Genomic DNA, 24,883 nt, shown 5'->3' with positions numbered 1-24,883 from the left:
GCTTCCTTTTTATTCGAATTACAGACTTTATTCCAGCCAGTTTCATTAGTCTGTAAAAGCGTTTGTGGTTGAATCGTTCATCTAGTTTTCTATTTATGGTCATCATCATTCTACGATAACCATAGATGCCTTCCACTTTTTCATGGATAGCTTTCATCTCTTTAATAATTACTTCATTCTGAAGTTCTCTTGCGGAAGGTGTACGCTTTAACCATTTATAGTAAGCTGCTCGTGATATACGAGCGATTTTACAAAGCATGATAATACTAAAATCTTCTTTCTCATGAAGTTCTTGAATTGCTAAATATGTATCTTCAAATCGGATTTCGCTTACTTTCGCCTCCTTTCGATCTCCTCTAACTTTTTTAAGAATAAATTCTCCGCGCGTAAACGTTCATTTTCGCTTTCTAATTTTTTCATCTGAAGTTTGAAATTATCTTCTGGTGTTAATTCAGCTGCTTCCTTTTTCCTTCCACGCCCATCTTTAAGTGCTTCATCCCCACTAATTTCGTACTTCTTAACCCATTGGTATACTTGTTGATATGAGACCTTGAAGGTCTCGGCTGTTCTTCGAAAGTCTTTTCCGTTCCCCAAGCAAGCATGTACAATTCGAATCCGTTCATCCCAAGTAGTTTTTCTACCTTTAGTCATAGAACTCGTCCTCCCCTTAGACGTATCCTTTAAATCTCTATGACTATTATACTTGTTAATCCACTGACGGAGTAAAGATCTACTTGAGATTTCATACCTTTTAACAATCTCATATTGAGAGAAATCCCCAGATAAATACTCTCTTACAGCCGCCTCTTTAAGTTCCTTGGAGTAGGGTTTCCATGATTTAGATCTTTTTAATCCCTCCGTACCATATTTCTCGAAATCTTCAATCCACTCTTTTAATGAAGTTTTTGAGATTTGGTATTTAGAACAGAGTTCTTTAATGGTGTAATCTTTATTCTCATAACTCCTTAAAACCTCATATTTAAATTCTAGAGAATACTGTTTGTTGGACACAAAAATCCCCCTAAGGTAAAAACAGATTTTTATTTTTTAATCTGTCTACCTTAGGGGGAGCATATCATATCATCGAGGACAGGCATTTTTTCTCTTATAGATTTTGGAAAAACAACCTAACAACGTCTGCTCCGCCGATAAATAGGCCTAGTGATGTACCAAGATTGCAGAGAACGATTATAAGTAGAATGCGCGTTACTTTATTATGCCAAAAGCCTTTCACACTGTATACGTCGGTTGAAAGGGTTTCAAAGTCCTTTACACTTGGACGACGCAACCAGGCCTGTACAAATCCTGCTATCCAACCTGCAGCGATCAATGGATGCATGACTCCAATCGGTGCTGCAAAGAAGGCAGTTAAAATCGTAAGTGGATGTCCTAAAGCAATCGCAGCTCCAATAGCTGAAAATGAGCCTGTCCATAAAACTAAGCTTAAGGTTTGCTGTAAACCGGCTTCTGGATTAGCAAAAAAAGTGTAGGCAATGATCGCCACAATTAAAATGGGAATCGCCCATCCGATTATTTTGGGTGCTTTCGACTTTGGCGGAAGTTGAGTAAGTTTCTTTAAGTCATGTTCCTTCTTAATCTCTTCTTTTATTCCGGGTACATGTGCCGCCCCAAGTACTGCTACTATTTTTTCTCCAGGAGCATGTTTTATCTTTTGCGCTAAATACTGATCCCGTTCATCGATTAGAGGTTTTTTTAATTTCGGAAAGCTTGTTGAAAACTCTGTCAGCATCGAATTCAGCATATCTTTAGACTTCATTTTTTCAAGCTCTTCTTCAGTAATGGTTTCATTACTGAAAATGCTGTAGATGATGGACATTAGCAATTTCATTTTTCCCGAAAAGCCAACAGACGTCCAAATGCGTGAAAATGTGACTTGAATATTCCTGTCTGCTAGTACCAGTTCTGCTCCCACTTCTTTTGCAGACTCAATTCCTTGAAGCATTTCTTGACCGGCATTTATTCCAAATTGACTTGCCATCCGCTTTTGAAATGAAGAAATAGCTAAATTCATGAGAAGCAATGTTGCCTTTTTCTCTTTGATGACCTTGAAAATATCCATGTCCTTCCACTTGTTACCCTCCATCATGGATTGGTATCTTGGTTCATCCAGTTCAATACATACCGAATCAGGTTTCTCTGCTTCAATCACTTCTTTTACCTGTTCAGCACTTTGTTTGGATACATGTGCAGTTCCAATTAATATGTATTCTTTACCATCTAATTCAATTCTCGTTATATTATTCTCTTCAGACATAGTAGACCTTCCTTATACATGCGCATTTTGTGTATAACTTTAATTTTAAACTAGAATGACATATATTTGAATTCTTTTATAGAAATAAAATGATTCTCACCTATAATGGCGAAAAACTGTAAGTAATATCCACTTTTATGAGTTTTTTAAGATCTTTTGATAAAACCATGTGAAACCGTGAGATTCGCATGGGTTTTACGAGTTTTCTAGACATAAACATGCGCAACATCCATAGTTTGGTAATTCCAGCTCTAAAACGGGCAATATTCGGAAATCTTTTCCACTTCCACATGCTTTTCTTAAGATCTTTTGATAAAACCATGTGGAACCGTGAGATTCGCATGAGTTTTTACGAGTTTTCTAGAAAAAGCAATGCGCAACATCCATAGTTTGGTAATTCTAGCTCTAAAACAGGCAATATTTGGAGAACCTTTTCACTTCCACATGCTTTTCTTAAGATCTTTTGATAAAACCATGTGAAACCGTGAGATTCGCATGGGTTTTACGAGTTTTCTAGGAAATGGCATGCGCAACATCCATAGTCTGGAAATTCTAGCTCTAAAACGGTTAATATTTGGAGAACTTTTCCACTTCCACATGCTTTTCTTGAGATTTTTTGATAAACCCATGTGAAACCGTGAGATTCGCATGGGTTTTACGAGTTTTCTAGGAAATGGCATGCGCAACATCCATAGTCTGGAAATTCTAGCACTAAAACGGTAAGTATTTGGAAACCTTTTCCACTTCCATATACTTTTCGTGAGATCTTTTGATAGAACCATGTGAAACCGTGAGATTCGCATGAGTTTTACGAGTTTTCTAGGAAATGGCATGAGTAAATTCCGTTTTTTGGAAATTTTAGCTCTAAAACGGGCAACATTTGTATAATTTTTCTACTTACGCATGCTTTTCGTGAGATCTTTTGATAAAACCATGTGAAACCGTGAGATTCGCATAGTTTTTACGAGTTTTCTAGACATAAACATGCGCAACATCCAATAAAGACCATATTCTAAGTTAACCATAACCTACTCTCTCCCATAACAATGGAGAACCAAAATCTAATCCCAAAAAAAGACCGAAAACCTCTAATAGGTTATCGGTCTACTTTTTTATCCTGGGAACGACTTATCGTCATTTGCCAACGAGCCTGAAGGATTGTCTTCATGTTTATAATCGTTCACCCAATAATCCGCATTTTTAATTCCTAGTTTTTCTGGATTAAAGATCGGATCAACGCCCGCCTTACGTTGTCGTTCGTAGTCTCGTAATGTGACTAACGCTGGTTTAGCTAGGATGAGAATCGCAATAACATTCAGCCAAACCATTAATCCTAAACCAATATCACCGAATGCCCAGGCAAGCTTCGCTTCATTTACAGTACCGTACGTCATCGAACCTAGTAGGACTATCTTTAATATAAACATGGCTACCTTACTATCCCTACCTCGGATTAAATAAGCGATATTGGTTTCAGCCATATAGTAGTAAGCCATAATCGTTGTGAATGCAAAGAAGAATAATGCAACTGCAGTAAATCCAGCACCGAATCCAGGTAGTGCAGTTTCAACGGCAGCCTGTGTAAACGCTGGTCCAGCTTCAACCGTTTCTCCTAGATTATTAACAATAAAGGATTCATCCTCCGCCTGTACGTTATACATGCCAGTGAATAGGATCATAAATGCTGTTGCCGAACAAACTAATAAAGTATCAATATATACTGCTGAAGCCTGAACTAGACCTTGTTTAGCAGGATGCGATACTTCCGCTGCAGCAGCTGCGTGAGGTCCTGTACCTTGACCGGCTTCGTTTGAGTAAATACCACGTTTTACTCCCCATGAAATTGCCATACCGATAATACCACCAAATGCTTGCTCTGCTCCGAAAGCGCTTTTAAAAATTAATGCAATTACACCTGGCAGTTGATCAATATTCATAATCATAATAATAATTGCCATTAACATATACCCTAATGCCATGAACGGCACTACATACTGTGCAACTGTTGCAATCCTTTTAATTCCCCCGAAGATAATTGCTCCGATTAAAACAACTAAAATGGCTGCTGTTACCCATTTATTAATCCCAAAAGCATTGTCTAATCCAGCCGCAATGGAATTTGATTGGATTCCTGGCATTAGAAATGCCATCGCTAGTAATGCTGCGAGTGCAAAAATAACTCCATACCACTTCCAACCGATTCCTTTTTCTATGTAATACGCTGGACCCCCACGGTATTGCCCATCTTGTTTCTCTTTGTAGATTTGAGCCAAAGTTGATTCAATAAATGACGTAGAGGCTCCGATGAAGGCAATTGCCCACATCCAAAATACGGCCCCTGGCCCTCCAAATGCAATCGCTGTTGCCGTTCCTGCTATATTTCCTGTTCCAACACGCCCCGATAAGGATACCGCTAACGCTTGGAAGGAAGAAACACCAGCTTCAGAGCTTTTCCCTTTAAACATTAGAGATGTCATATCTTTGATGTGCCTTACTTGTAAAAACCGAGTTAAAATTGAAAATAAAAGTCCTACTCCTAGCATTCCATAAATCATAACTGGGCTCCAAAGCACTCCATTCAGCCAATCAGCTAAAGCCTGCACATACATACCCCCTTATAGATTTTAGAAAATTTGGTATATTACGAATTATAAACTATCCGTATAGACAACTCAACATTATTGTTGTATAACAGTGTGTCCACTATATTTATATGAAGAAGCAATGATATAAATCACATAAATACTATTAATACTAATCTATAATGGGGATAGATAATATGAATAAAACATATAAAGGAGCGATTCAGATGAAGAAAGAAATGCTCGATAGCTTCATTGAATATAACGAAGAAAGACTTACAAAGCGTGTCATCTTTAAAGAAGGCGGAAGCACGGTCTTTGTACTTAACTTTATGCCAGACCAAGCCCTTCCTGCACATCAGCATCCAGGCTCAAATGTCTACCTACTTGTGCTCTCAGGTGAAGGTACTTTTACAATTAATGAACAAGAAGTAAAGGTGAAAAAGAGTGATGTGATTGTTTGTAACGGCGAAGAGAATTTGAGTTTCGTCAACAATGGCTCTGAAAACGTAAGCTTGTATGTTACTCTTACAAAGATTCCAGATGAAAGATATGCGCAAGACGTATAATCCTTATTATTTATACAGACTCCACTTTACGTACGGTTAATATAAAAGCACCTGGCTACCATTATCAATACGGTATGCTAGGTGCTTTATGTGTTTTCTAGGAATTACACCCCCGAATACGCCATAAACCCACCATCAACTGGTATGGTTACTCCAGTAACAAAACCTGACATATTCTCATCTACTAACCACAGCATAGTGCCTAGTAAATCATCTGGCTTACCGAATCTTCTCATTGGTGTATGTGATATAATCTTTCTCGATCTTTCTGTTAAAGAACCATCTTCATTAGTCAATAAGTTCTTATTTTGCTCAGTAAGAAAAAAGCCTGGAGCAATTGCATTCACCCTCAATCCTACATCCGCAAAATGGACCGCTAACCATTTTGTTAGATTTTCAACTCCTGCTTTTGCAGCACTATAAGCAGGAACTTTTGTCATCGGAGATGGAGCGCTCATAGAAGACATATTAATAATGACTGAACTTTTTCGGTTTACCATATCTTTAGCAAATTCCTGTGTTGGGAGTAATGTTCCAAGAATGTTTAAATCAAACACAAATCCGAAACCTTCTTTCGTCAAATCAAAAAATGTTTGAATGTTTTGATTCTCTAAGTCCTCTAAACGGAATGTTTCGTTTGTTGTAATCCCTTCCGGATGATTTCCACCCGCTCCATTTATTAAAATATCGCAAGCCCCGAATCGCTCGACTATTACTTGTCTTGCTTCTTTAACACTTTGCTGGTTTAACACATTACAGGAAACCGCTAGGGCTTCTCCTCCTGCGTCAATAATATCTTTTTCTACTATTCTACCCTTTTCCACATCACGATTTAAAAGTGCCACCTTCACGCCTTGTCTTCCGAGCTCTCTTGCCATAGCACTACAAAGAACACCACTTCCACCTGTGATAACAGCAACCTTCCCTTTGAGATTACTATTTAATGCAAACAAGTCATCACCCTTCTTTCATTCGTACCAGTGTATCCCAAATCCCCCACAGGTACATGATTCCAAGTGCTCGATCATATAAACCATATCCTGGGCGACATTCTTCATTCCAAATATGTCGGCCATGATCTGGTCTAGCGTACCCCGTGAAGCCAATCTCATGGTATGCTTTCACAACCTCGTGAACGTCAACTGAACCATCACCTGTTCGATGTGAGGTTTCAATAAAATCCCCGTTTTCATAGCGTTTTAAATTACGGATATGTGCAAAATGAATACGGTCTCCGAACTCACGAATCATCCCTGGTAAATCATTCAGAGGATTTGCACCTAATGAACCCGTACAAAAGGTAAGCCCATTGTTTGGGTGATTAACCAAACGCAAAAGTGTTCTTATATTTTCACGATTCGTAATAATTCGCGGTAATCCAAAGACTGGCCACGGTGGATCATCAGGATGAATGGCCATCTTAATACCATGCTGTTCTGCTACTGGTATAATGTGTTCTAAGAAATACTTTAAGTTATCCCATAGTTGACCTACTGACACATTCTCATATGCTTCGAATAGCTCTGTTAAACGCTGTAATCGTTCTGGCTCCCATCCAGGTAATGAAAATTCTTTATTCTCTAGGAAACTACTAACTAACTTATCAGGACTTATACCTTCAATTTTTGCCTTTTCATAGAATAAAGCTGTCGAACCGTCTCCTAGTTCCTTAAATAAATCACTACGAATCCAATCAAACACAGGCATAAAATTATAGCAAATGACTTTCACGCCTACTTTTGCTAGATTTTTAATTGTTTCGATATAATTATGTATATATTGATCCCTAGTCGGAAGCCCAAGCTTGATATCTTCATGTACATTTACACTTTCAACAACATCTAGATGAAATCCGTGTCGTTCTGCCATTTGTTTCACTTCAAGGATTCTTTCAATTGGCCAAATTTCACCCGGATTCAAATCGTGTAATGCCCACACAATTCCTTCCACCCCGGGAATTTGCTTAATATAGGAAAGGGGAACTGTGTCGTTCCCTTCCCCAAACCATCTAAACACCATTTTCATGTGTGCAGTCACTCCCTTCCCTGTGATGAGTAACTTTATGTATGTTTAAAAGCTCCCAGTATAAGAAACCCAATCAAAATACGCAGGTGTTGTACTTTCCTCGCCGTTTCCTGTTGCATACATTCCGAGACATACCCCGGTAAATGTAGTTGCATAGCCCCCATTTTTCTCAGGAGCAAGAAATGCTGCAGAAGCTTTTGCAATCTCAATCCATTCATGTTCAATAGAAGCAAACCTGAATAGATACGTCTCTTCGTTTGCTTTAATAGATAAGTGAAGTGGACCCATTCCGGTTTCAACTCGCGCGGTTTCAGTTGTTTTTCCATTTATCGTTTGGGTGGCAACAACAAACCGCTTTCCATCTATACATTTAAGACCTATTTCATAATGAGCATATTCATTTAAACGTACTGCTATTCCAGCTTCCTCTCCATCAACCACAGGATTAAAGTCTAGTAAAGTATTAAACTCCATATTATGATGCTGCTGAGGCCGACAAATAAATGCAGGTGTAGCAATATCATTTAAATTATATGCATTTCCAATCATCTGGAGCCAGCTACTACGTTCTGTTAAAGAATAAGTGTCTACTGGATTAGTGCGTAGAAAGAACCATGTTGGTGCTAGTCTACTATCGTCAAACTCATCTCTAGTAGTTACACTTTCAAGTAAAATCGATTCACCCAAGAGAGCATCCGTCTCCATGATTACATCAACCGTTCCTTCATTGTTATCAATCATCGGCCAGCCATCCTCTGTCCATGTGACGGGTGCTAAAAAGGTCTCTCTACCTAAATGTCCATATTCTTGATTAATAGAACGTATTCCTAAAAATACAGCCCACCAATTCCCATGTTTATCATCAACTAAATCAGCGTGGCCTAAGTTCTGTAAGATGTGATCCTTTAACCTGTTATGTGTTAAGATTGGATGCTCTAAACGCTCAAATGGGCCGTATGGATTTGCACTTCGCCCTATGATTGCTCGATGATCTTCTGCTGTTCCTCCACAAGCAGTTAACATATAATACATGCCATTAATTTTGTATAGATGTGGTGCCTCAGTCCATACACCTCCGTCACCATGGAAAACAACAACAGGCTCGGTTAGTGCTTCTCCTGTTTCAATATCGATTTCATATTGAATAATATGGGAACCTAATCCTTCTCCATTCTGAACAGACACATAAACCTTCCCGTCCTCATCGAACATTAAGGATGGGTCAATGTTGCCATATGGTATTTTTATTGGGGCTGACCATGGTCCTCTTGGTTCTTTTGCCGACACATAAAAATTCCCATGTCCCATTACATCCGTTACAATCATATAAAACGTACCATCATTGTATCGTAATGTGGGTGCATAAATTCCTTGAGAGCTTTTCGATTTTGATAGATTCACTTGATCTTCTCTCGTTAATACACTGCCAATTTGCTCCCAATTGATTAAATCTTTGCTATGAAAAATGGGTACTGCTGGAAAGTATTCAAATGAACTGGTTACTAAATAAAAATCATCATCTCCTACACGAATCACACTTGGGTCAGGATAAAATCCTGATATAACTGGGTTTCTATACCTCTTATTAGTAGTCATTAGTATCCTCCTCTGTTACTCACCCTTTGGCATCCAAATTTTATAATTACCACTTAAGGCAAGCATGCTAAATAAGTACAAACAATTATCGTAGTAACGTCTTATCCCTTTACGTACAGGTGTGTTCCAAAATAAATCCACCGTTTCTTTCGCATGCGGACCATCAACCGATGCTAATGAAGCCATGGCATTTGTTGCGATTAAACCCACTGGATGAAGAGATTTTTCTTCAAATGGCTCCCCATCAATTTTATATCGTCGGTAGTCTTCAGGTGTCTTGTCAGCAAAGAACCTTTGTATTTTATCTACTTCTTCTTTCGCCCACTCGTATTCACCAAACCATTCCGCATCTAAGCCAATATTAGCGGCTACTCGGTACGAATCACTAAAGAAGTGACCGAAACCTCTGATGTGGTTTGGTGTTCCGTCATAATGTGCATACTCTGGTGCTAAACCAGTCTCTGGATGGCAGGCAAGTTTTAAATATTCCCTACTTGCTTCGGCTGCTTCCTTCCAAAATTGTTGGTCCTCAGGATACGCCCAGAGTGAAAATAGTTCGTAAAAATGAGGCAGATGATAGGATGGATCTGAAAACTCGCAATCGGGGATAAACTTAATGAGTTTATTATCAGGATTCCACATAGGAAAACCATCATTATTTTCTCCTTTATGAATACAATCCTTTAGGAGTTCCTTGGCCTGAACACTATAATTAAACGGTTCCTCTCGATCACCCCAACGGTGCGAGGCAAAGAATAATGCTAAAGCAAAAAACTCCTCTCCATCTGGGGCAGGACCAAATGCATTCTTTTTTCCATCCAGGGCACATGACCAAGCGAAATAGCCAGCATGTACTCCTTCCGTCATATACATATTTTTCTTTGCCCAAGACCAGATGCGGTCAAATTCTTCTTGTTTATCTAGCTGTACAGCCATCATCATTCCATACGACATTCCCTCTGTACGAACGTCGTTATTTCCTGTGTCTACTAAATAGCCACCGCCATCTTCACTTGTATAATAGATTTTTGTATCTTCATCTCCGTAGAAGATCTGATTCCAAGTATCCTCAAGACGTGCTTGAATTTCCTCTTCTGAATATCCATATTCTTTAAACAAGTTACGATATTGTCCTGTATGAAATGCTCCTTTTGTCATTTTTTCTCTCCCTTTCTACGATTCGATTACTCTATTCATACTTAATAAATCTTCCGCTGTTTTTCGTCATCAATTCCTGATTTTCTATAAAAATAGGTGTTGATTTTGTCTCGCCACTCTTTTGAGTGCTCATGTTGCTCTTCTAATCGAGATAATATTCCCTCGTACCTGACCGTATCCACTTTTCCTTCGAGCTGTTTCCATTGGAACACTAGATTTTCCGTATCATCTACGCCCTCAAAATGAGTGTTGTAAATATGTTGAATGACAGTACAGCCAGATTTTAAAACATGTGTATACGGAACATGATGGAAGAATAAAATAAGTTCATCTGGACATGTTTCCAAAGATTCATAGAGTTCTTGATTCTCCTTGAAATATTGCCCCGTATATCCGGTTCCATTCTTTAATGTACGATTTACACCTATTCCTTTCCAATCAGCAAAATGATAGGTGCCCCACACGTCATACTCATATCCATCGACATTTGGTCCATAGTGATGACCCGGATTGACCATCCAGCCAACTCCTAAGGGAGCCGTGTATTTTTCATAAATGCTCCAAGACTTATGAAGCATATCCTTGATTTGTTCTAGCACGAATTTATCCTTACCAAATGTTTGTTCAATCCACTCTTCAGTTATGGTAGAGGCAGCTAAATCTGGATTCCATATAAGTCGTCCATATCCGTAGAAGTTCGCTTGTGCGAGAGTATGGCCATTCCAGTTCAGATTGTCACCAATATTAGATACAGCAGTGATTCCACTTAATGTATTTTGATACAGGGAACCCGAGACAATCTTTTTAATAGTAGATCCCTCACCTTTAGCAAACGTATCGAAGTCCAATACTTCCTTCCATTGAGGAATGAGGTAGCATAGATGTTTCTGTTGCCCTGTATATTCCTGGGTAACCTGAAATTCTAGAACTTGATTTGTTTTAGGCATTGCCCCAAATAACGGAGAAACAGGTTCCCTTACTTGGAAATCCATAGGTCCGTTCTTGATTTGTAAAACAACATTATCTAAAAATTGGCCATCTAGTGGCTGGAAATGATCATATGCCGCTCTTGCCCGATCAGTCTTACGATCCCGCCAGTCTTGAACGCAGTTATACACAAAACATCTCCAGAACACCACTCCTCCAAATGGGTTCAATGCTTCACCTAGCATATTTGCCCCATCTGCATGGGTCCGATTATATGTAAACGGTCCCGGACGATGCTCTGAATCTGCCTTAATGACAAACCCACCAAAGTCCGGAATATAGCTGTACACTTCTTTTACTTTTTCCTTCCACCAACTCTTCACATCCTCATTTAGAGGATCGGCAGTTTGTAGATCACCTAGCTGGATTGGACTCGCATAATTCGCACTTAGGTAGGTTTTAATCCCATACGCCCGGAAGATTTCAGCTACCTTTGCGACATCTGGTAGGTATACGCTCGTGATTAATTTCGTTTCAATCTCATGTACATTTACATTGTTTATCGAAACTGCATTTATTCCCACAGAAGCTAGTAGTCTTGCATAATCTTTAATCCTAGTCCAGTCCCCGATAAACTGATAATCTTTATAAAAAATCGATTTACCAGCGTATCCGCGTTCAATTGAGCCGTCCATATTATCCCAGTGATTTATCATTCTTATTTGGTTCACTGGTGCTTCAATAACGGTTAATGAAAGCAGGTCTTTTTCCTGTTGAATAAGCCGTAACAAATGGAAAGCCGCATATAATACGCCTTTTTCTGACTTACCTATTAAATAAAGAGAGTTATCTACTGTCTGGATCATGTAGCTTTCATCATTTAATGATCCTAGCTCTGATGTATCAACTGGTAATTGTTCATGAATGGTTGCCAAAATAACCCCTGATCCTCCATCACTTTCTGCCGAAACAGCGGGCTCACTCCCAAGCATGGACTTAAAACCCCTACTTAGCTCCTGTCTTGCTGAATGAATAAGCAAAGATTCATTTGATACTACTATCTGACTCAGCAGTGTCTCATGTTTTTTGACCCAGTGATTCTTCTCTTTAGGAGCATATTGTAACCATGCTGCATATTCACTTTTATTAATTTCGTTTTCAACTCGTTTTTCACTTATACCGCTATTCAAAGTAACTCCCTCCTAACCTTAATTGAAAAGGCTGATTTATAAAATCAGCCCTTAACTCCACCTATTGTTAGTCCTTTAACAAAGTATTTTTGTAAGAACGGATATACTAGAATAATAGGAACACTCGCTATTATCGTCATTGTTGCACGTATCGATGTTGGCGTTACTGTATTTGATGATGCATTAGTGTTTGAAAAAACATCTGCTGCTGATCTACTCGACATTGAAGCATTCGAGTTTTGAAGAATCTTCATCAACTCATATTGTAGGGTACTTAATTCGGGTATTGATGAATTGTATATGAATACATCAAACCAAGAATTCCATTGGTAAACTGCAACGAATAGCGATACTGTCGCTAATACCGGTAGCGATAGCGGTAATACAATCTTAAAGAATGTTGTAAAATCCCCCGCTCCATCAATCTTAGCTGACTCCATTAAGCTCTCGGGAAGCCCATCAATGAACGACCGTATAACAATTAAGTTAAATACTCCGATAACCCCAGGTAGGATATACACCCAGAAACTTCCGATTAATTCAAGGTCTCTCATAAGCAAGAAGTTTGGAATTAATCCACCATTAAAATACATCGTTAAAATAAAGACAATCGTTACAAATTTACGTAATACAAACTCTTTACGAGAAATTGTATAAGCTACCATCGCTGTACAGAATACGGATATTAGTGTCCCAACAACCGTTCGTAGCACCGACATAAAAAACGCACCAACTAGTTGTTCTTCACCAAATACATGCTTATAGTTGTACCATGTAAACTCTCGTGGCCAAAGGAAAATACCCCCTTTAATGGAGTCCGTTGCATCATTCAAAGAGAGTGCCAATGTATTTAACATTGGGTAAAGCATCACAGCACATAGTAGAATCATAAACGTGTAGTTTCCATAATCAAAGAGACGGTCCTCTAATGAGGAATGGCGCGCGCTACGTTTAAATGGATTTTTCATGTGTACGCCTCCTTAAAATAATCTTTCTTGACCAAATCTCTTGGCAAGTGAATTTGCACCAAATAAGAAGATAAAACTAACAACTGTTTTAAAGATACCTGCAGCAGTTGCGAGAGAGAAGTTCCCCATTGAGATACCGTATTTTAATACAAAGATTTCTAAGACCTCTGAATAATCAAGGTTCATTGGGTTTCCTAATAAATATTGCGGTTCAAAGCCCGATTCAAGAATGTGACCCAAGTTCATGATTAATAAGATGATAATTGTTGGTTTAAGTGCCGGTAACGTAATATAAAGCATACGTTGTAATCTTGACGCACCATCAATTTCTGCCGCCTCATATTGTTCTTGATCTATCATTGTAATAGCAGCTAGATATATAATTGTATTCCATCCTAGGTTTTTCCAAATTTCTGAGGCTCCAATGATTCCCCAGAAGTATTCTCCAACCCCTAACCATAAAACGGGTTCAAACCCTAGTTTTGTTAGTACGATATTAATAATTCCGTTATCAAGCGATAATGTATAAGACACAATACTTGCTGCAACTACCCATGAGAGAAAGTGCGGCATGTAACTTATCGTTTGGACAGTTTTCTTAAACCTAACATTTCTGAGTTCATTTAGAAGTAAGGCAAGCGCAATTGCTGTTACAAATCCTAATACGAGGTTGATTGAACTCATAGCAATTGTGTTACGTAATACTCTCAGAAATGAATCGTCTAAAAATAAGAATTTAAAATGTTCCAAACCAACCCACTCTTGTTCACTAAAACTCTTGGCAGGTTTAAAGTCTTGGAATGCCATTGTCCAGCCCCATAAAGGGACATATTTAAAAATAAATAACCATATTACGAAAGGCATGCTCATAAGAAGAAGTGCTTTTTGCTGTTTGCACTTAGTAAAGAAGAGCTTTATACCTGTAGGTTTTTTATTCGGAGCATTTGTAGGAAAGGAAACAGTTGATGTTTGACTTTTCATACTCACGACTACCCCTCCTTCTTTAAATAATGGGAAAGGCCTGCCTAAAATACCTAAAGGAAGCAGGCCTTTTTCTTATATTACTTATTACTTAGCGTCCTCTACACGCTTCTTTACGACCTCAGTCATAAACTTTTCATATGCATCAACATCTAATTTGTTAAATTCTGCAACGTACTCATCCCAAATCGCATCAAACTTGCTAGGCTCAGATAATACCAATTCAGGATAGTATTTTCGTTGAAGATCTCTCTTCTTTTGGTCGAAAATTTGTGCTGGTGAACCTTGCTCCAATTCAGCACTCCATGCAGGATACCATGGTCTTTCATCTGGCTCAGCAAATAAATCCGCAAATACTTGTGCATCATACTCTTTTAAGATTGCTAAGTCACCTTCTGTATACGATGCTTGAGCAACCTCTGGTTGTCTACGTGGCTCCCATGCGTTTCCGTCTGAGAATACCCCGTTTCCACGTGGCCAGTAGTATTCAAATTGTTGGAATCCAAACTCTTCCTTGAATTCTTGATTTGAAGTTAGTTCTATTTGCTCATCAGTTCTGTAGTAACGTCCGTTTTCATCTACTTCATACGTTTCGCCTTCAATACCCCACATAAATAACCTCTGAATCTCTTCTTTCGCCATATGATCTAAGAATTTAATAATACGTACAGGGTCTTTTGCACTTGTCGTAATACCGATACCACGATTATTTACGAATGCCGGTGGGTCAATATATTGATCTTTAATATCTTCATCAAATACGATTGGAAGTGCAATGTAGCGTCTATCATCATTACCAGCTTCCTTTAATGCATTTTCAGCTTGAGCAACTTGCCAACCATAATCGAAGAAGCCTAATACTCTTCCTGAAGATAGCTTCGCTAAGTACTCATCATAGTTTTGTACGAAAGATTCTTTATCATAGAACCCTTTTGCATTTTCTTCATTTAATTTCTTTAAATATCTCTTTGTAATTTCATCGTCAACATATACATTTGCTTCATGTGTTTCCATATCAACAATTACGCCACCATCGTTCGGATAACCAGCTAAGTGCATCGGTGGATTCTCAATCCCCATGAATCTCCAGTCATATGTTAAAGATGTAAAACCAATTGTTTTATTACCATCGAGTTCAGGGTATTTTTCAGCATACTTTTCAATTAAGTCAAAGTACTCATCTAGTGTTTTAATTTTTGGATATCCAAATTCTTTTAACACACCACGTTGAATAAAGAAAGCACCTTGGTCAATGTTAGGATTTGGTAGATATCCTTGATCCGCATTAAATGGAATGAAATAAATATTTCCATCGTCAGCCGTCATTTGTTTTAGGTAAGGCTCATAAAGTTTTTTAAGGTTTGGAGCATGTTCATCCATCAATTCATTTAATGGAATAAACGCTTCAGCCTCTAAAACTTTATCAATTGCAATGTCCGGAACGAGTAAATCAGGGTATTGACCACTTGCAATCATTGTCCCAATTTTTGTGTTAATATCACCAACTAGGTATTCCATTTGAACTGTTACACCCGTTTCTTCTTCTAACAGTTTACCGATTTTAGTATCAGTCGACTTGATGTCCTTACCAGGTGATCCCGCATTAAAGTAAGTAATCGTGATTGGATCTTTATCATCTGAAGAAGAACCGTCCTTTGAACCAGTTGTTGGAGCAGCACTATCATCCTTACACCCTACTAGTGCAACTAGTAGAACTAATGACAATAGCAGTGTCCACAATCCCTTTCTTGCCATTTTCATACCCCCTATTTTTTATTTGAAAGCACTTTCAATTTGAAAGTATCTTAATTATAGAACGCTTTCATGTTGCTATGGACCTTACAAACTATAGATAACGTTTAAGAAAGTTTATGTTATCTTCAAAGCAAGTCATGGAATCACAATAAAGGAATAAGAATTGCTCCTTATTCCTTTATTGGTAACCGAATGATTACGGTTGTCCCATTCCCGTCATCACTCTTAATATCAAAATAAAACTGATCCGCATAATAAAGCTTTAATCGATAATATACATTTTTAATTCCGACTCTGTCTCCCATCGCTTCCTGGGTACGCAAAGAAGTTAAAATGTGGGTTAGCTTTTCCTGATCAAATCCTGGTCCATTATCGCGAATGATAAATTCAAGATTATCCTCTACTCGTTTTAACGTTATTTGGATAACTCCTTTGCCTTTCCTTGGCTCGATGCCATGGATACTAGCGTTCTCAACAAAAGGAAGTAGAATCATATTAGGAATAATGACACTACGAACTTCATCATCAATATCGATTACATAATTCAGCTTGTCCTCAAACCTATACTTCTGAATCTCTAAGAATGAAAGAATAATAGTAAGTTCGTCCTGAACGGTTACCCAATCTTTCCCCCAAGTGAAGGATCTTCTTAGCATTTTAGCCATATTTTGAATGATTTTCGCCGTCTCAGTCTCCTTTTTGATAATGCTTCTCATCCGTATTGTCTCCAATGCATTGAATAAGAAGTGAGGATTTATTTGGCTTTGCAAGGCACTTAGTTGTGCCTGTTTTCGTTGTAATTCCAAATCCTTCTTTTGAATATTAGTAACATAAACATCCTGAATTAATTCTTTAATTTTATTTGACATCCGATTAAATTCACTGGTCAGTTCACCAATCTCATCATTATATTTTTCACCCATAATGGTTTCAAATCTCTGATTCTTCATTTTTCTCATATGCTGTAGAATTTTATATATCCGGGTATGTAGAGACCTAGATATGAGGACAATGACGATTGTCGGTACGATAAAATTCAAGAATCCTAGATATAAAATAAAACGCCGTGAATTATAAACACCTTGGAGCAGCTCTGTCTCTGATACGACGCCGACAACAGTCCACCCCTTAAAATACTCATTGCTGTCTACTTCTACTTCTAGTAATGAGGCTCCTTCTGGCAAATCTAATGTGTGAAAATCATATAACCTCTCTTTCCAGAGCACATCAGAGTTAGTCGTATACTCTACTTCTCCCTGATTGTTTAAAAGATATACCTCACCCTCAAAACGTACATTTTGGAAAATATGATGTATTGTTTCTTGTTTAAGATCGATTTTCATATACTTATTCGTATTATTATAGACACGGTAATAGTCTAGTTCTCTGATAACACTAAATGTATCCCTTATATCCCCGGTACCAGTCCTTGTTATGACCGGGTAATTTTTATTTTCGTTAACCTTTTTATACCATTCATTCTGTTTCATCTCTTTTGTGATGGGGAATACTCCACCCGAGTACAAAATACTATCATTATCGGTATAAAATAAAATAGAAGCCACAGATGAAAACATTGCACCGTATTTATTAAACCCTCTTAATGTCGCATCGTAGCTCCTCACATATTCAATCGGAGAAGAATATGTCTTATCTAATACCTCATTAATACTGTGATCAGCGTAGACCATGGATGAGACACTCACTGCGTCGTACACACTTTCTAAAAAATCATTTCTAATTTGTTGAAGGGCTATTGAAATATCCTTCATTTTCTGCTCTTTTACGTTATTTGTTGTTACAAGGTAGAACGTAATATTGGTGAGGATAATCGGAAGAAATACAGAAAACACATATAAGATAATAAGCTTCTTATTAAGCTTTAAGTTATTAAAAGAATAGCGCCTAAAACGTCTACTATTCTTAATCGAGAATTTGTTTCCTGTATTCAGTTGGGCTCATCCCTTCCATTTTCTCAAATTGTGTAACAAAGTAATCAGTGCTACCAAACCCCACCATTTCTGCAACTTCATATACTCTATAGCCTGTTTGTCTTAATAACTTTTTAGCTTCTTTAATACGAAGATCAAGTAAAAACTCTTTAAAATAGATACCATACGTTTTCTTAAAGAGTTGACCCATGTAAACAGGGTTGATATAAAACTTATTTGCAATTGCTTTTAAGCTAAGGTTTTTATGAAAATTCCGTTCCACATATGCTTTTATTTTACGGATGTCTCCTTTTACACACTCTTTTCTTAACTGATGAATTTTCAAAGCAGACTTCAGTAAATAGTCTTCAAACTGTTGTTTCAACTCATTTGGGTCTAAATTGTATCGATTCCATGGAAGTGAGGTGTAGTAAGCGGAATAATCCTTATCATTTTCCTCCATACTTTTCATTGTTTTAATAATTTGATGAACACAATAATTGATTGAGCCCTTGATGGCCTCTGGTGCGTAGTAATCCTTTTCAAATACGTTAAACATATCCCCAACAAATTTCACGATGAACTCATGATTATTTTCTTCAATTTGCTCCATCAACAATGAGCACATGTCATGGTCTAATTCCGAATATGTTACTTGATGATCCTTGATCACATCATAGTTAATGTATCCGCTTTCTTTTTTAGAGAACTTAAAAAGTGCTGTATGTTTTGCAGCTTGGAAGGATTCTTTAAGCCCGTTGATATGCTTAAATGCACTACCAACATAGAAAGAGGATTTTCCAAGCTTTTTACAACTAATCTTTGATGAAAGCTTCGAAAGCAGACAGGATAAATCATTATGAAATGCTTTTAAGTCATCTGAGTTAATAATCATCCCAAATTGATACTCTGGGTGTTCATGAATTGGGATATCAACCTTCAAGGTTTCGTATAAAATGCCTTGGAGTTCTTCCTTTAGTTGACTCCCAGCAGCTCGATTCAGATTCTGGTTAAAAATTTCAATCATCACATAGTAATGGTTTCTTTGTTCATTAATTCGGTATGTTTTTTCCAGTTGAGCTTCTTCACTTTCGGATAATTCACCTGCAAGAAGATTCTCAAACATGACTTGATGGTAAAGTAATTCCTGCATCTTATTTTTCGTTCTTTCACTTCTAATCGATGACGACAACTTTCGTAACGCTTCTTCCATTTCATCTTGATCAATAGGCTTTAAAATAAAATCATGAACACCATATCGTAAGGCATGCTGAGCATATTTAAAGTCGTTATATCCACTAATAACGATGAATTTAGGAGTTACATCCAGTTTAGTTGATTCAACTACTCGCTTAATTAGGCCTAGACCATCTAAGACAGGCATCCGGATATCTGTTATGACCAAGGCTGGTTTTGTTTGTTTAATGATTTCATATGCATCTTCCCCATTATCTGCCTCGTCGCTCACTTCAAATCCACATTTCTCCCAATCTATTAAACTTCTTAATCCTTTACGAATGAATAATTCATCATCAACGAGTAGTGCTTTTTGCAAGCTTAACCCCTCCTATGATTCAGTTATAGAAATCTACATCCCTAATTTCTCTCGCTTTTCGATAATTTTTTCAAAGCTTACTAGACCGACTTTCATCATGACTAACGCAAATATACTCGGGAAGAAAAATGGTAAAAAGCCTGGAACTACGTACAGAAAAAAAGCACAAAGGGCAAGTAGTGCCACCATCAAAATGGTGTGAATGGGATTTGCAATCCCAATGAATAGTGAATACCTGACATACTGAAAAAGCTTCAAGTCATAATGAACATATACCTGGAATAGATAAAGCACGATTACGAAATAAAGAATGGCAGCAAATAACATAACTATTGACAGAATGAGTTGTATTGTTCCTTGAATGACAGTGATATAAATATAATTAAAATAGAGAATATAGCCCACCAAACTTAAAATGATGCCTAGAACATTTGCTTTTAGGAACTCATTTTTATAGGTCTGAAAAAATGTCTGAAAAATAGGAATGTCCTCATCCATTTCCCATTTTCTAAGGACCGTAAATAGTGCAATTGTTGCTGGGAAAACTCCTAAAACGCCAAGACCTAGTATCGAAAATAAAATCCATAATAAATTGACATAAGCGAGTTTCATAATCCAATGACTAAATCTATATAATCGGCCAGTGGCCCAATTCGCCTCCATCTTCATCACTACCTTTCTATAATTATTCTTCTTTTGACTGACTGTAAAACTACTAATTATAAGACATTAAATAGTGGGGCTGTTGGAATGAAGTGGGTTGGAACTGATGGGAAGTTTTCCTGTATGGATTGTGCTAGATATTTCATACCAGATTCTTCACTTTCTGCGTGCCCCAAAACAAGTACAGTCTTGTTTTTACCTTGAGCGATTGCATCTCTTACATATTCAGGGGTTTCCCATTCAGGCCCTTCACCGTATATAGCTAGATCGAGTTGATATTTTTCTATAATTGGAATTGCCGTTGCTCCTCCACCTCGATAACCTGCAAAGATACCCACACGATTTACACCCATCTCTTTGTCTCCGACACTACGAACAAACCCAATTCGTAATTTTTCTTTTACATAATCTGCAATCCCCTGGACTGTTGTCGTTGGGATATTCAAGATAGTCGCTACAGGTAGATGTTCTTCAACATATGGCTCCCACTCTAGGGTTTGAATGAGTCCTCTCATAATTCCGTCAGGTTTGTATTTATGAATGTAATCATGGAGTCGAAAAATCGCAATCCCGGACTCTTCTATCAACCTTTCCTTCTCAAGAATAATTTCATTTTCACCTAACTCATTCTTATCCCAGTGACTAAAAAAAGCTCCTTCATGTGTAATGAGAAGATTAGCCCCTATATTTAGCGCTTGTTTTATTACGTTATATGTAGGCATAAAAGAAACCGCAATTCCTGTTATCACAGTATCTCCAGAGCCAAATTTTAATGTATCAACTGTATTTTCAACGGGATTAACAGGACTTGTTAAAAAATCTATTACCTCTTGAATAGATACCCCCATCTGTCCATTCCTTTCTATTCACATTTTTATTATATTTTAACGGAATTGTAAAAACCTTCATAATTTTAGATTACATAGTTCTGTGATGTTTGTCTAGATGATAAACAAAGTTATTTATTTCACATATTCATTTTTTATTAGAATGTTCCGTTAAACCTTTTATTTAATTTCCGCTAAACATGAGACTTCAATTATGTTTATAATTAATTGAAAGTAAAAAAACACCCACCATTCGTTGCAAAACGAAACTGGCAGGTGCTTACGTTTAGTTCATAACCCATTTATCTTTCATAAATAAGATACGACCAATTACAAAGAAGATAATCATACAAGCAATGTTGCTACCAAAAGCAAGTAAGATATGCTCATAGTTGATGATGCCGAACATCAATTCTTTTAGCAAAGTGAACAAATTCATAATTGGCACAGCAAAGTGAGAAGTCGTAAGTTCATTAACTCCAATGCCTACTATAATCATGGCTGGGAACATCGCAATCATCATTACAGGACTGCTATAGCTTCCTGCCTCCTTGATTGTCTTTGCGATTATACTTGTAATCATGATTAATGAAGCTGTGAATGCAGCGTAAATGATTGATAGTAAAGTTCCAATTAGGATGATGATAAAAGCGTCGTCTCCAAATGATACGGCATTTCTAAGATTTTCAGTTAACAAGCTAATCTCTAATGCAACTACAGCTAATGTAATAATGCCAATAACTGAACCGATTGTTGCAATCGTTAGCCATTTTGCTAGCAGCAATGTAGATCGTTTCACTGGTGTCATTAACAGAGCTTCCATGGTTTTCTTTTCTTTTTCACCTGCAAATAAATCGGCTGCTGCAGGTCCTGAACCAACTCCGATAGCAATTGATAGGATTAAAGGAATTAAAAATGCAAGCATTTCAACATTTGGATCCTCGTTAGTCATTTCTATTTGTTCTATCGTAAATGGCTGGATAATAGAAGGATCAATTCCACCTTCCTGAAGGTTTCCAACAACAACAGTTTTCTCAAAAACTGTTAATGCATTTAAGATGATTGCATTTAGTTGAGTAGACTTTTGGCTAAACGAATCCCCAACCAGCGTTATTGAAGCTTCCTCCCCATTATGTGTAGCTTCAATAAAATTTGGTGATAATTGAAGGCCAACTTGTGCATCCCCGTCCTCAATGGATTGTTCCAAATTAGACGTTTCAATGAGTTCTACATTTTCTACTCCGGAAAATATCTCTTTCGCTTCATTCATTGAAGCTTCTTCAATTGCAAGTTGGAAAGTGTCACTTTCACCATCAGAAATCATATTTTCATAGAAAAAAGTCATTCCAGACATCATTATAATTGGTAATAAGACAGTAAGTATCAAAGTTCTGCGATCGCGAAAGCAATCTTTTAATTCTTTAAGGTATATTTTACGAAGCATAAGTCTCGTTCCCCCTAACAAGTTTACTCATGAAAATGTAGTTCAAATCCTGGCTTCCTTCTAATTTATATAACTCATTTAAGTCACCATGATAGACAAGTTCTCCCTTGTGCATCATTGCGACTGAATCACAAAGCATCGAAACTTCCTCCATAATATGACTTGAGAAAATAATCGTTTTTCCATCTCGTTTTAACTGGTGAACAAGCTGTCTAAATACATTGGATGATGTTATATCTAATCCGGTCGTTGGCTCATCAAAGAGAATGATTTCAGGATTATGGATGAGCGTTCTCGCAATCGCTACCTTCTGTCTCATTCCTTTTGAGAACCCACCTACTTTTCGGTTCAAGTAATCACGCATTCCAAACATCCGAGCTAATTCATCGATTCGAACTTTCGTTTCGTGTTTACTTAATCCGTATAGAGCAGCGAAATATTCAAGGTTTTCACGTGCTGTGAGACGGTCGTATAGTCCGGTTTCACCACCGAATAATACTCCAATCCTCTTTTTCACTTCTTCTGGATTTTTTAGTGTATCATAACCCGCTACCTTCACATTTCCTTCCGTCGGAGTTAGTAGCGTTGCTATGGTTCGTAGGAGAGTTGTTTTTCCAGCACCATTTTCCCCTAGCAATCCAACAACCTGACCTTTATTAACGGTAAATTTCACATGTTTTAATGCTGTAATAGAAATCTTTTTATCTTTAAATCTTTTTGTCACTTCATTAATTTCAATCATGACTTTCACCTCGTCTTGTTCTTATGTCTATATCTTAGCCATACCTCTAGAGAAAATCTCTAGTTATGTCGCGAATATTCCATTTTTTGTCGCGAAAAGGTCAATTTTTACTATAAAGGTGTTAAAATATAAGAATACTAAATTGGAATTATGCAGGAAGTTATATCCCTGACGGAAGTTTCCTTTATGTGAGGTCGAATAGAAAATGAAGATTGGTCTTGTAGATGACCGTTTGATTGATTTGGATAAATTAAAAGCAATCGTAAGCGGTATTCCAGATGTAGAGATAATCTTCTCTACTTTATCCGCAGATGAAGCCTATGAACAAATCAAAAAAGAGGAAATTGATTTATTAATTGCCGACATCGAGATGCCTAGTTTGTCAGGGTATGAACTTGCTGATATTATCCACTCCCACGCACTGAATATTTCTGTAATTTTTGTAACTGGTAATAGTGGCTATGCAGTTCATGCATTTGAACTAAATGTCCATGATTATATAATGAAGCCCTATCCGAAAGAGCGTTTAGTAAAATCCATTGAAAGACTCCTAGAAAAAACAAAGTCGGCTGAAATACATGGAAGACTTTATTTAAAGCAAAAAAATGAAATACATATCCTGCAAAAGAAGGATATCATCTTTATTGAACGATCCGGAAGGTCAACTACCATCTACACCAAATCCGGGCCGATTAAAACCTATCAAACTTTGAATGAACTAGAGGGTGAGTTACGGGAGAGGGACTTCATCCGCTCACACCGATCATTCATCATCAATATTCACTTTGTAAAAAACTTTTCGCTTTATGCAAAGAACTCCTATATTGTTACGTTTGAAGGTATCGAAGAACAAGCAATGATTACAAAAGAAAAAGTCGACTTTTTACAACAAAATTACTTTTGAGGTGGCATAAGATTTGGTCATGCTTTATGTAGGAATTATTACAGTATTAGTGGTTATATGCGTATATGCACTATTATCACGACTTTCTGTTTCACGAAAAATGAAGGCTCTATTAGAAGAGGCGAGACAATTTGATGAGCAGCGTGTTCAATTTAATGAGACCTTCCGGGTTGTTCGAAGTGAGCGTCATGACTTTTTAAAGCATGTCTCAGCAATTCACTTTATGCTGGAGAATGGAAATAGCGAGGAAGCAAAACACTATTTAGATGAACTGGTTGAGGGCTATAAAGAAACAAACCTTTCGATTAAAGGCGAACGTGGAGTGATAGCAGGCATACTTCATCAAATGTATAGAAAAGCCAAAGCTCTCAATATCGATGTTGTTTATGACTTTGACTTGCCACTTTCCTCGCTTCCTCTTTCCGATCAACAAATCATTACCCTAATTGGAAACTTACTTTCAAATAGTATTGATGCTTGCGAAGAATGGCAACAGAAGAATGATACTCAAGCCTTCCTGACTCTGCAATTTTTCAAACGAAGTGGGTTGTATATTTTACAATGTAAAAATAGTACCCCTTCTATTCCACCTTCCATTCTCGATCAATTATTCGTTAACTTCGGCAATACGACTAAGGGTGATGGCCACGAAGGACTTGGTACAAAGTTAATAAAAGATATCGTCGATGAATCAAATGGCTTTTTAGACTTTGTATGTAAGGATGAGGAATTCTCGGTCAAGATTAAAATACCGGCAATTAAGGGGTAGCAAAAAGGAGAAATCCGTCTGA

The 24,883-nt window shown here is 37.4% G+C and carries 21 protein-coding genes; 3 read left to right on the top strand and 18 right to left on the bottom strand.

What is annotated here, in order from left to right; translation table 11 throughout:
* The 4 genes from CZ490_RS21635 to CZ490_RS21620 form a co-directional block, all read right to left on the bottom strand.
* On the bottom strand, positions 1-259 hold a 259-nt coding region (locus CZ490_RS21635; RefSeq protein WP_142255457.1), incomplete at its 3' end, for an IS3 family transposase.
* Positions 260-330: 71 nt separating this feature from the next.
* Positions 331-1,011 carry a helix-turn-helix domain-containing protein gene (locus CZ490_RS21630; RefSeq protein WP_077620803.1) on the bottom strand — a complete coding sequence of 227 codons (681 nt, stop codon included), beginning with the start codon at positions 1,009-1,011 and terminating at the stop codon, positions 331-333.
* Between the two features lie 94 nt (positions 1,012-1,105).
* Positions 1,106-2,275, bottom strand: a complete 1,170-nt coding sequence (locus CZ490_RS21625; RefSeq protein ID WP_077620802.1) for a TraB/GumN family protein — start codon at positions 2,273-2,275, stop codon at positions 1,106-1,108.
* A gap of 1,112 nt (positions 2,276-3,387) precedes the next feature.
* Entirely contained in the window at positions 3,388-4,884 is a 1,497-nt protein-coding gene (locus CZ490_RS21620; protein WP_077620801.1) for an alanine/glycine:cation symporter family protein, read from the bottom strand.
* 170 nt (positions 4,885-5,054) lie between these two features.
* Here CZ490_RS21620 and CZ490_RS21615 point away from each other — a divergent pair, with 170 nt between their 5' ends.
* Positions 5,055-5,426 carry a cupin domain-containing protein gene (locus tag CZ490_RS21615; protein ID WP_077620800.1) on the top strand — a complete coding sequence of 124 codons (372 nt, stop codon included), beginning with the start codon at positions 5,055-5,057 and terminating at the stop codon, positions 5,424-5,426.
* A gap of 104 nt (positions 5,427-5,530) precedes the next feature.
* Here CZ490_RS21615 and CZ490_RS21610 read toward each other — a convergent pair whose 3' ends face one another.
* From CZ490_RS21610 to CZ490_RS21545, 14 genes are all read right to left on the bottom strand, one after another.
* Positions 5,531-6,379, bottom strand: a complete 849-nt coding sequence (locus CZ490_RS21610; protein WP_077620799.1) for an SDR family oxidoreductase — start codon at positions 6,377-6,379, stop codon at positions 5,531-5,533.
* A 4-nt stretch (positions 6,380-6,383) separates the two neighbouring features.
* Positions 6,384-7,451 (bottom strand): mannonate dehydratase, encoded by a 1,068-nt coding sequence (uxuA, locus tag CZ490_RS21605; RefSeq protein ID WP_077620798.1) that lies wholly within the window; start codon positions 7,449-7,451, stop codon positions 6,384-6,386.
* 45 nt (positions 7,452-7,496) lie between these two features.
* Positions 7,497-9,047 carry a glycoside hydrolase family 43 protein gene (locus tag CZ490_RS21600; protein WP_077620797.1) on the bottom strand — a complete coding sequence of 517 codons (1,551 nt, stop codon included), beginning with the start codon at positions 9,045-9,047 and terminating at the stop codon, positions 7,497-7,499.
* 15 nt (positions 9,048-9,062) lie between these two features.
* Entirely contained in the window at positions 9,063-10,205 is a 1,143-nt protein-coding gene (locus tag CZ490_RS21595; protein ID WP_077620796.1) for a family 8 glycosyl hydrolase, read from the bottom strand.
* A gap of 41 nt (positions 10,206-10,246) precedes the next feature.
* Positions 10,247-12,283 carry an alpha-glucuronidase family glycosyl hydrolase gene (locus tag CZ490_RS21590; RefSeq protein WP_077621138.1) on the bottom strand — a complete coding sequence of 679 codons (2,037 nt, stop codon included), beginning with the start codon at positions 12,281-12,283 and terminating at the stop codon, positions 10,247-10,249.
* Positions 12,284-12,366: 83 nt separating this feature from the next.
* On the bottom strand, positions 12,367-13,290 hold the full coding sequence (locus tag CZ490_RS21585) for a carbohydrate ABC transporter permease (RefSeq protein ID WP_077620795.1): 924 nt from the start codon (positions 13,288-13,290) through the stop codon (positions 12,367-12,369).
* A gap of 12 nt (positions 13,291-13,302) precedes the next feature.
* Positions 13,303-14,160, bottom strand: a complete 858-nt coding sequence (locus CZ490_RS21580) for an ABC transporter permease (RefSeq protein WP_234987325.1) — start codon at positions 14,158-14,160, stop codon at positions 13,303-13,305.
* A 198-nt stretch (positions 14,161-14,358) separates the two neighbouring features.
* Complete coding sequence (locus CZ490_RS21575) at positions 14,359-16,026, bottom strand: ABC transporter substrate-binding protein (RefSeq protein ID WP_077620794.1); 1,668 nt, start codon at positions 16,024-16,026, stop codon at positions 14,359-14,361.
* A 170-nt stretch (positions 16,027-16,196) separates the two neighbouring features.
* Positions 16,197-17,879 (bottom strand): cache domain-containing sensor histidine kinase, encoded by a 1,683-nt coding sequence (locus CZ490_RS21570; protein ID WP_234987276.1) that lies wholly within the window; start codon positions 17,877-17,879, stop codon positions 16,197-16,199.
* A gap of 70 nt (positions 17,880-17,949) precedes the next feature.
* Positions 17,950-19,512, bottom strand: a complete 1,563-nt coding sequence (locus tag CZ490_RS21565) for a response regulator transcription factor (RefSeq protein ID WP_077620792.1) — start codon at positions 19,510-19,512, stop codon at positions 17,950-17,952.
* A 33-nt stretch (positions 19,513-19,545) separates the two neighbouring features.
* Positions 19,546-20,175: a YesL family protein gene (locus tag CZ490_RS21560; RefSeq protein WP_159440002.1), complete on the bottom strand. Its 630-nt coding sequence runs from the start codon at positions 20,173-20,175 to the stop codon at positions 19,546-19,548.
* Between the two features lie 56 nt (positions 20,176-20,231).
* Complete coding sequence (locus CZ490_RS21555; protein WP_077620790.1) at positions 20,232-21,023, bottom strand: Nif3-like dinuclear metal center hexameric protein; 792 nt, start codon at positions 21,021-21,023, stop codon at positions 20,232-20,234.
* A 265-nt stretch (positions 21,024-21,288) separates the two neighbouring features.
* On the bottom strand, positions 21,289-22,446 hold the full coding sequence (locus tag CZ490_RS21550; RefSeq protein WP_077620789.1) for an ABC transporter permease: 1,158 nt from the start codon (positions 22,444-22,446) through the stop codon (positions 21,289-21,291).
* Positions 22,436-23,188: an ATP-binding cassette domain-containing protein gene (locus CZ490_RS21545; protein WP_077620788.1), complete on the bottom strand. Its 753-nt coding sequence runs from the start codon at positions 23,186-23,188 to the stop codon at positions 22,436-22,438. The genes CZ490_RS21550 and CZ490_RS21545 overlap by 11 nt, the downstream gene beginning before the upstream one ends.
* 205 nt (positions 23,189-23,393) lie before the next feature.
* Here CZ490_RS21545 and CZ490_RS21540 point away from each other — a divergent pair, with 205 nt between their 5' ends.
* Both CZ490_RS21540 and CZ490_RS21535 read left to right on the top strand, forming a co-directional pair.
* Positions 23,394-24,092 (top strand): LytR/AlgR family response regulator transcription factor, encoded by a 699-nt coding sequence (locus CZ490_RS21540; protein WP_077620787.1) that lies wholly within the window; start codon positions 23,394-23,396, stop codon positions 24,090-24,092.
* Positions 24,093-24,111: 19 nt separating this feature from the next.
* Positions 24,112-24,861 carry a sensor histidine kinase gene (locus CZ490_RS21535; protein ID WP_077621136.1) on the top strand — a complete coding sequence of 250 codons (750 nt, stop codon included), beginning with the start codon at positions 24,112-24,114 and terminating at the stop codon, positions 24,859-24,861.
* The last annotated feature ends 22 nt before the right edge of the window (positions 24,862-24,883 follow it).

The organism is Litchfieldia sinesaloumensis (assembly GCF_900156865.1).
Classification (GTDB): Bacteria; Bacillota; Bacilli; order Bacillales; family Bacillaceae_L; genus Ferdinandcohnia; species Ferdinandcohnia sinesaloumensis.
Note: the sequence above shows the minus strand (reverse complement) of the source record. Positions and strands in the feature narration are given on the sequence as shown.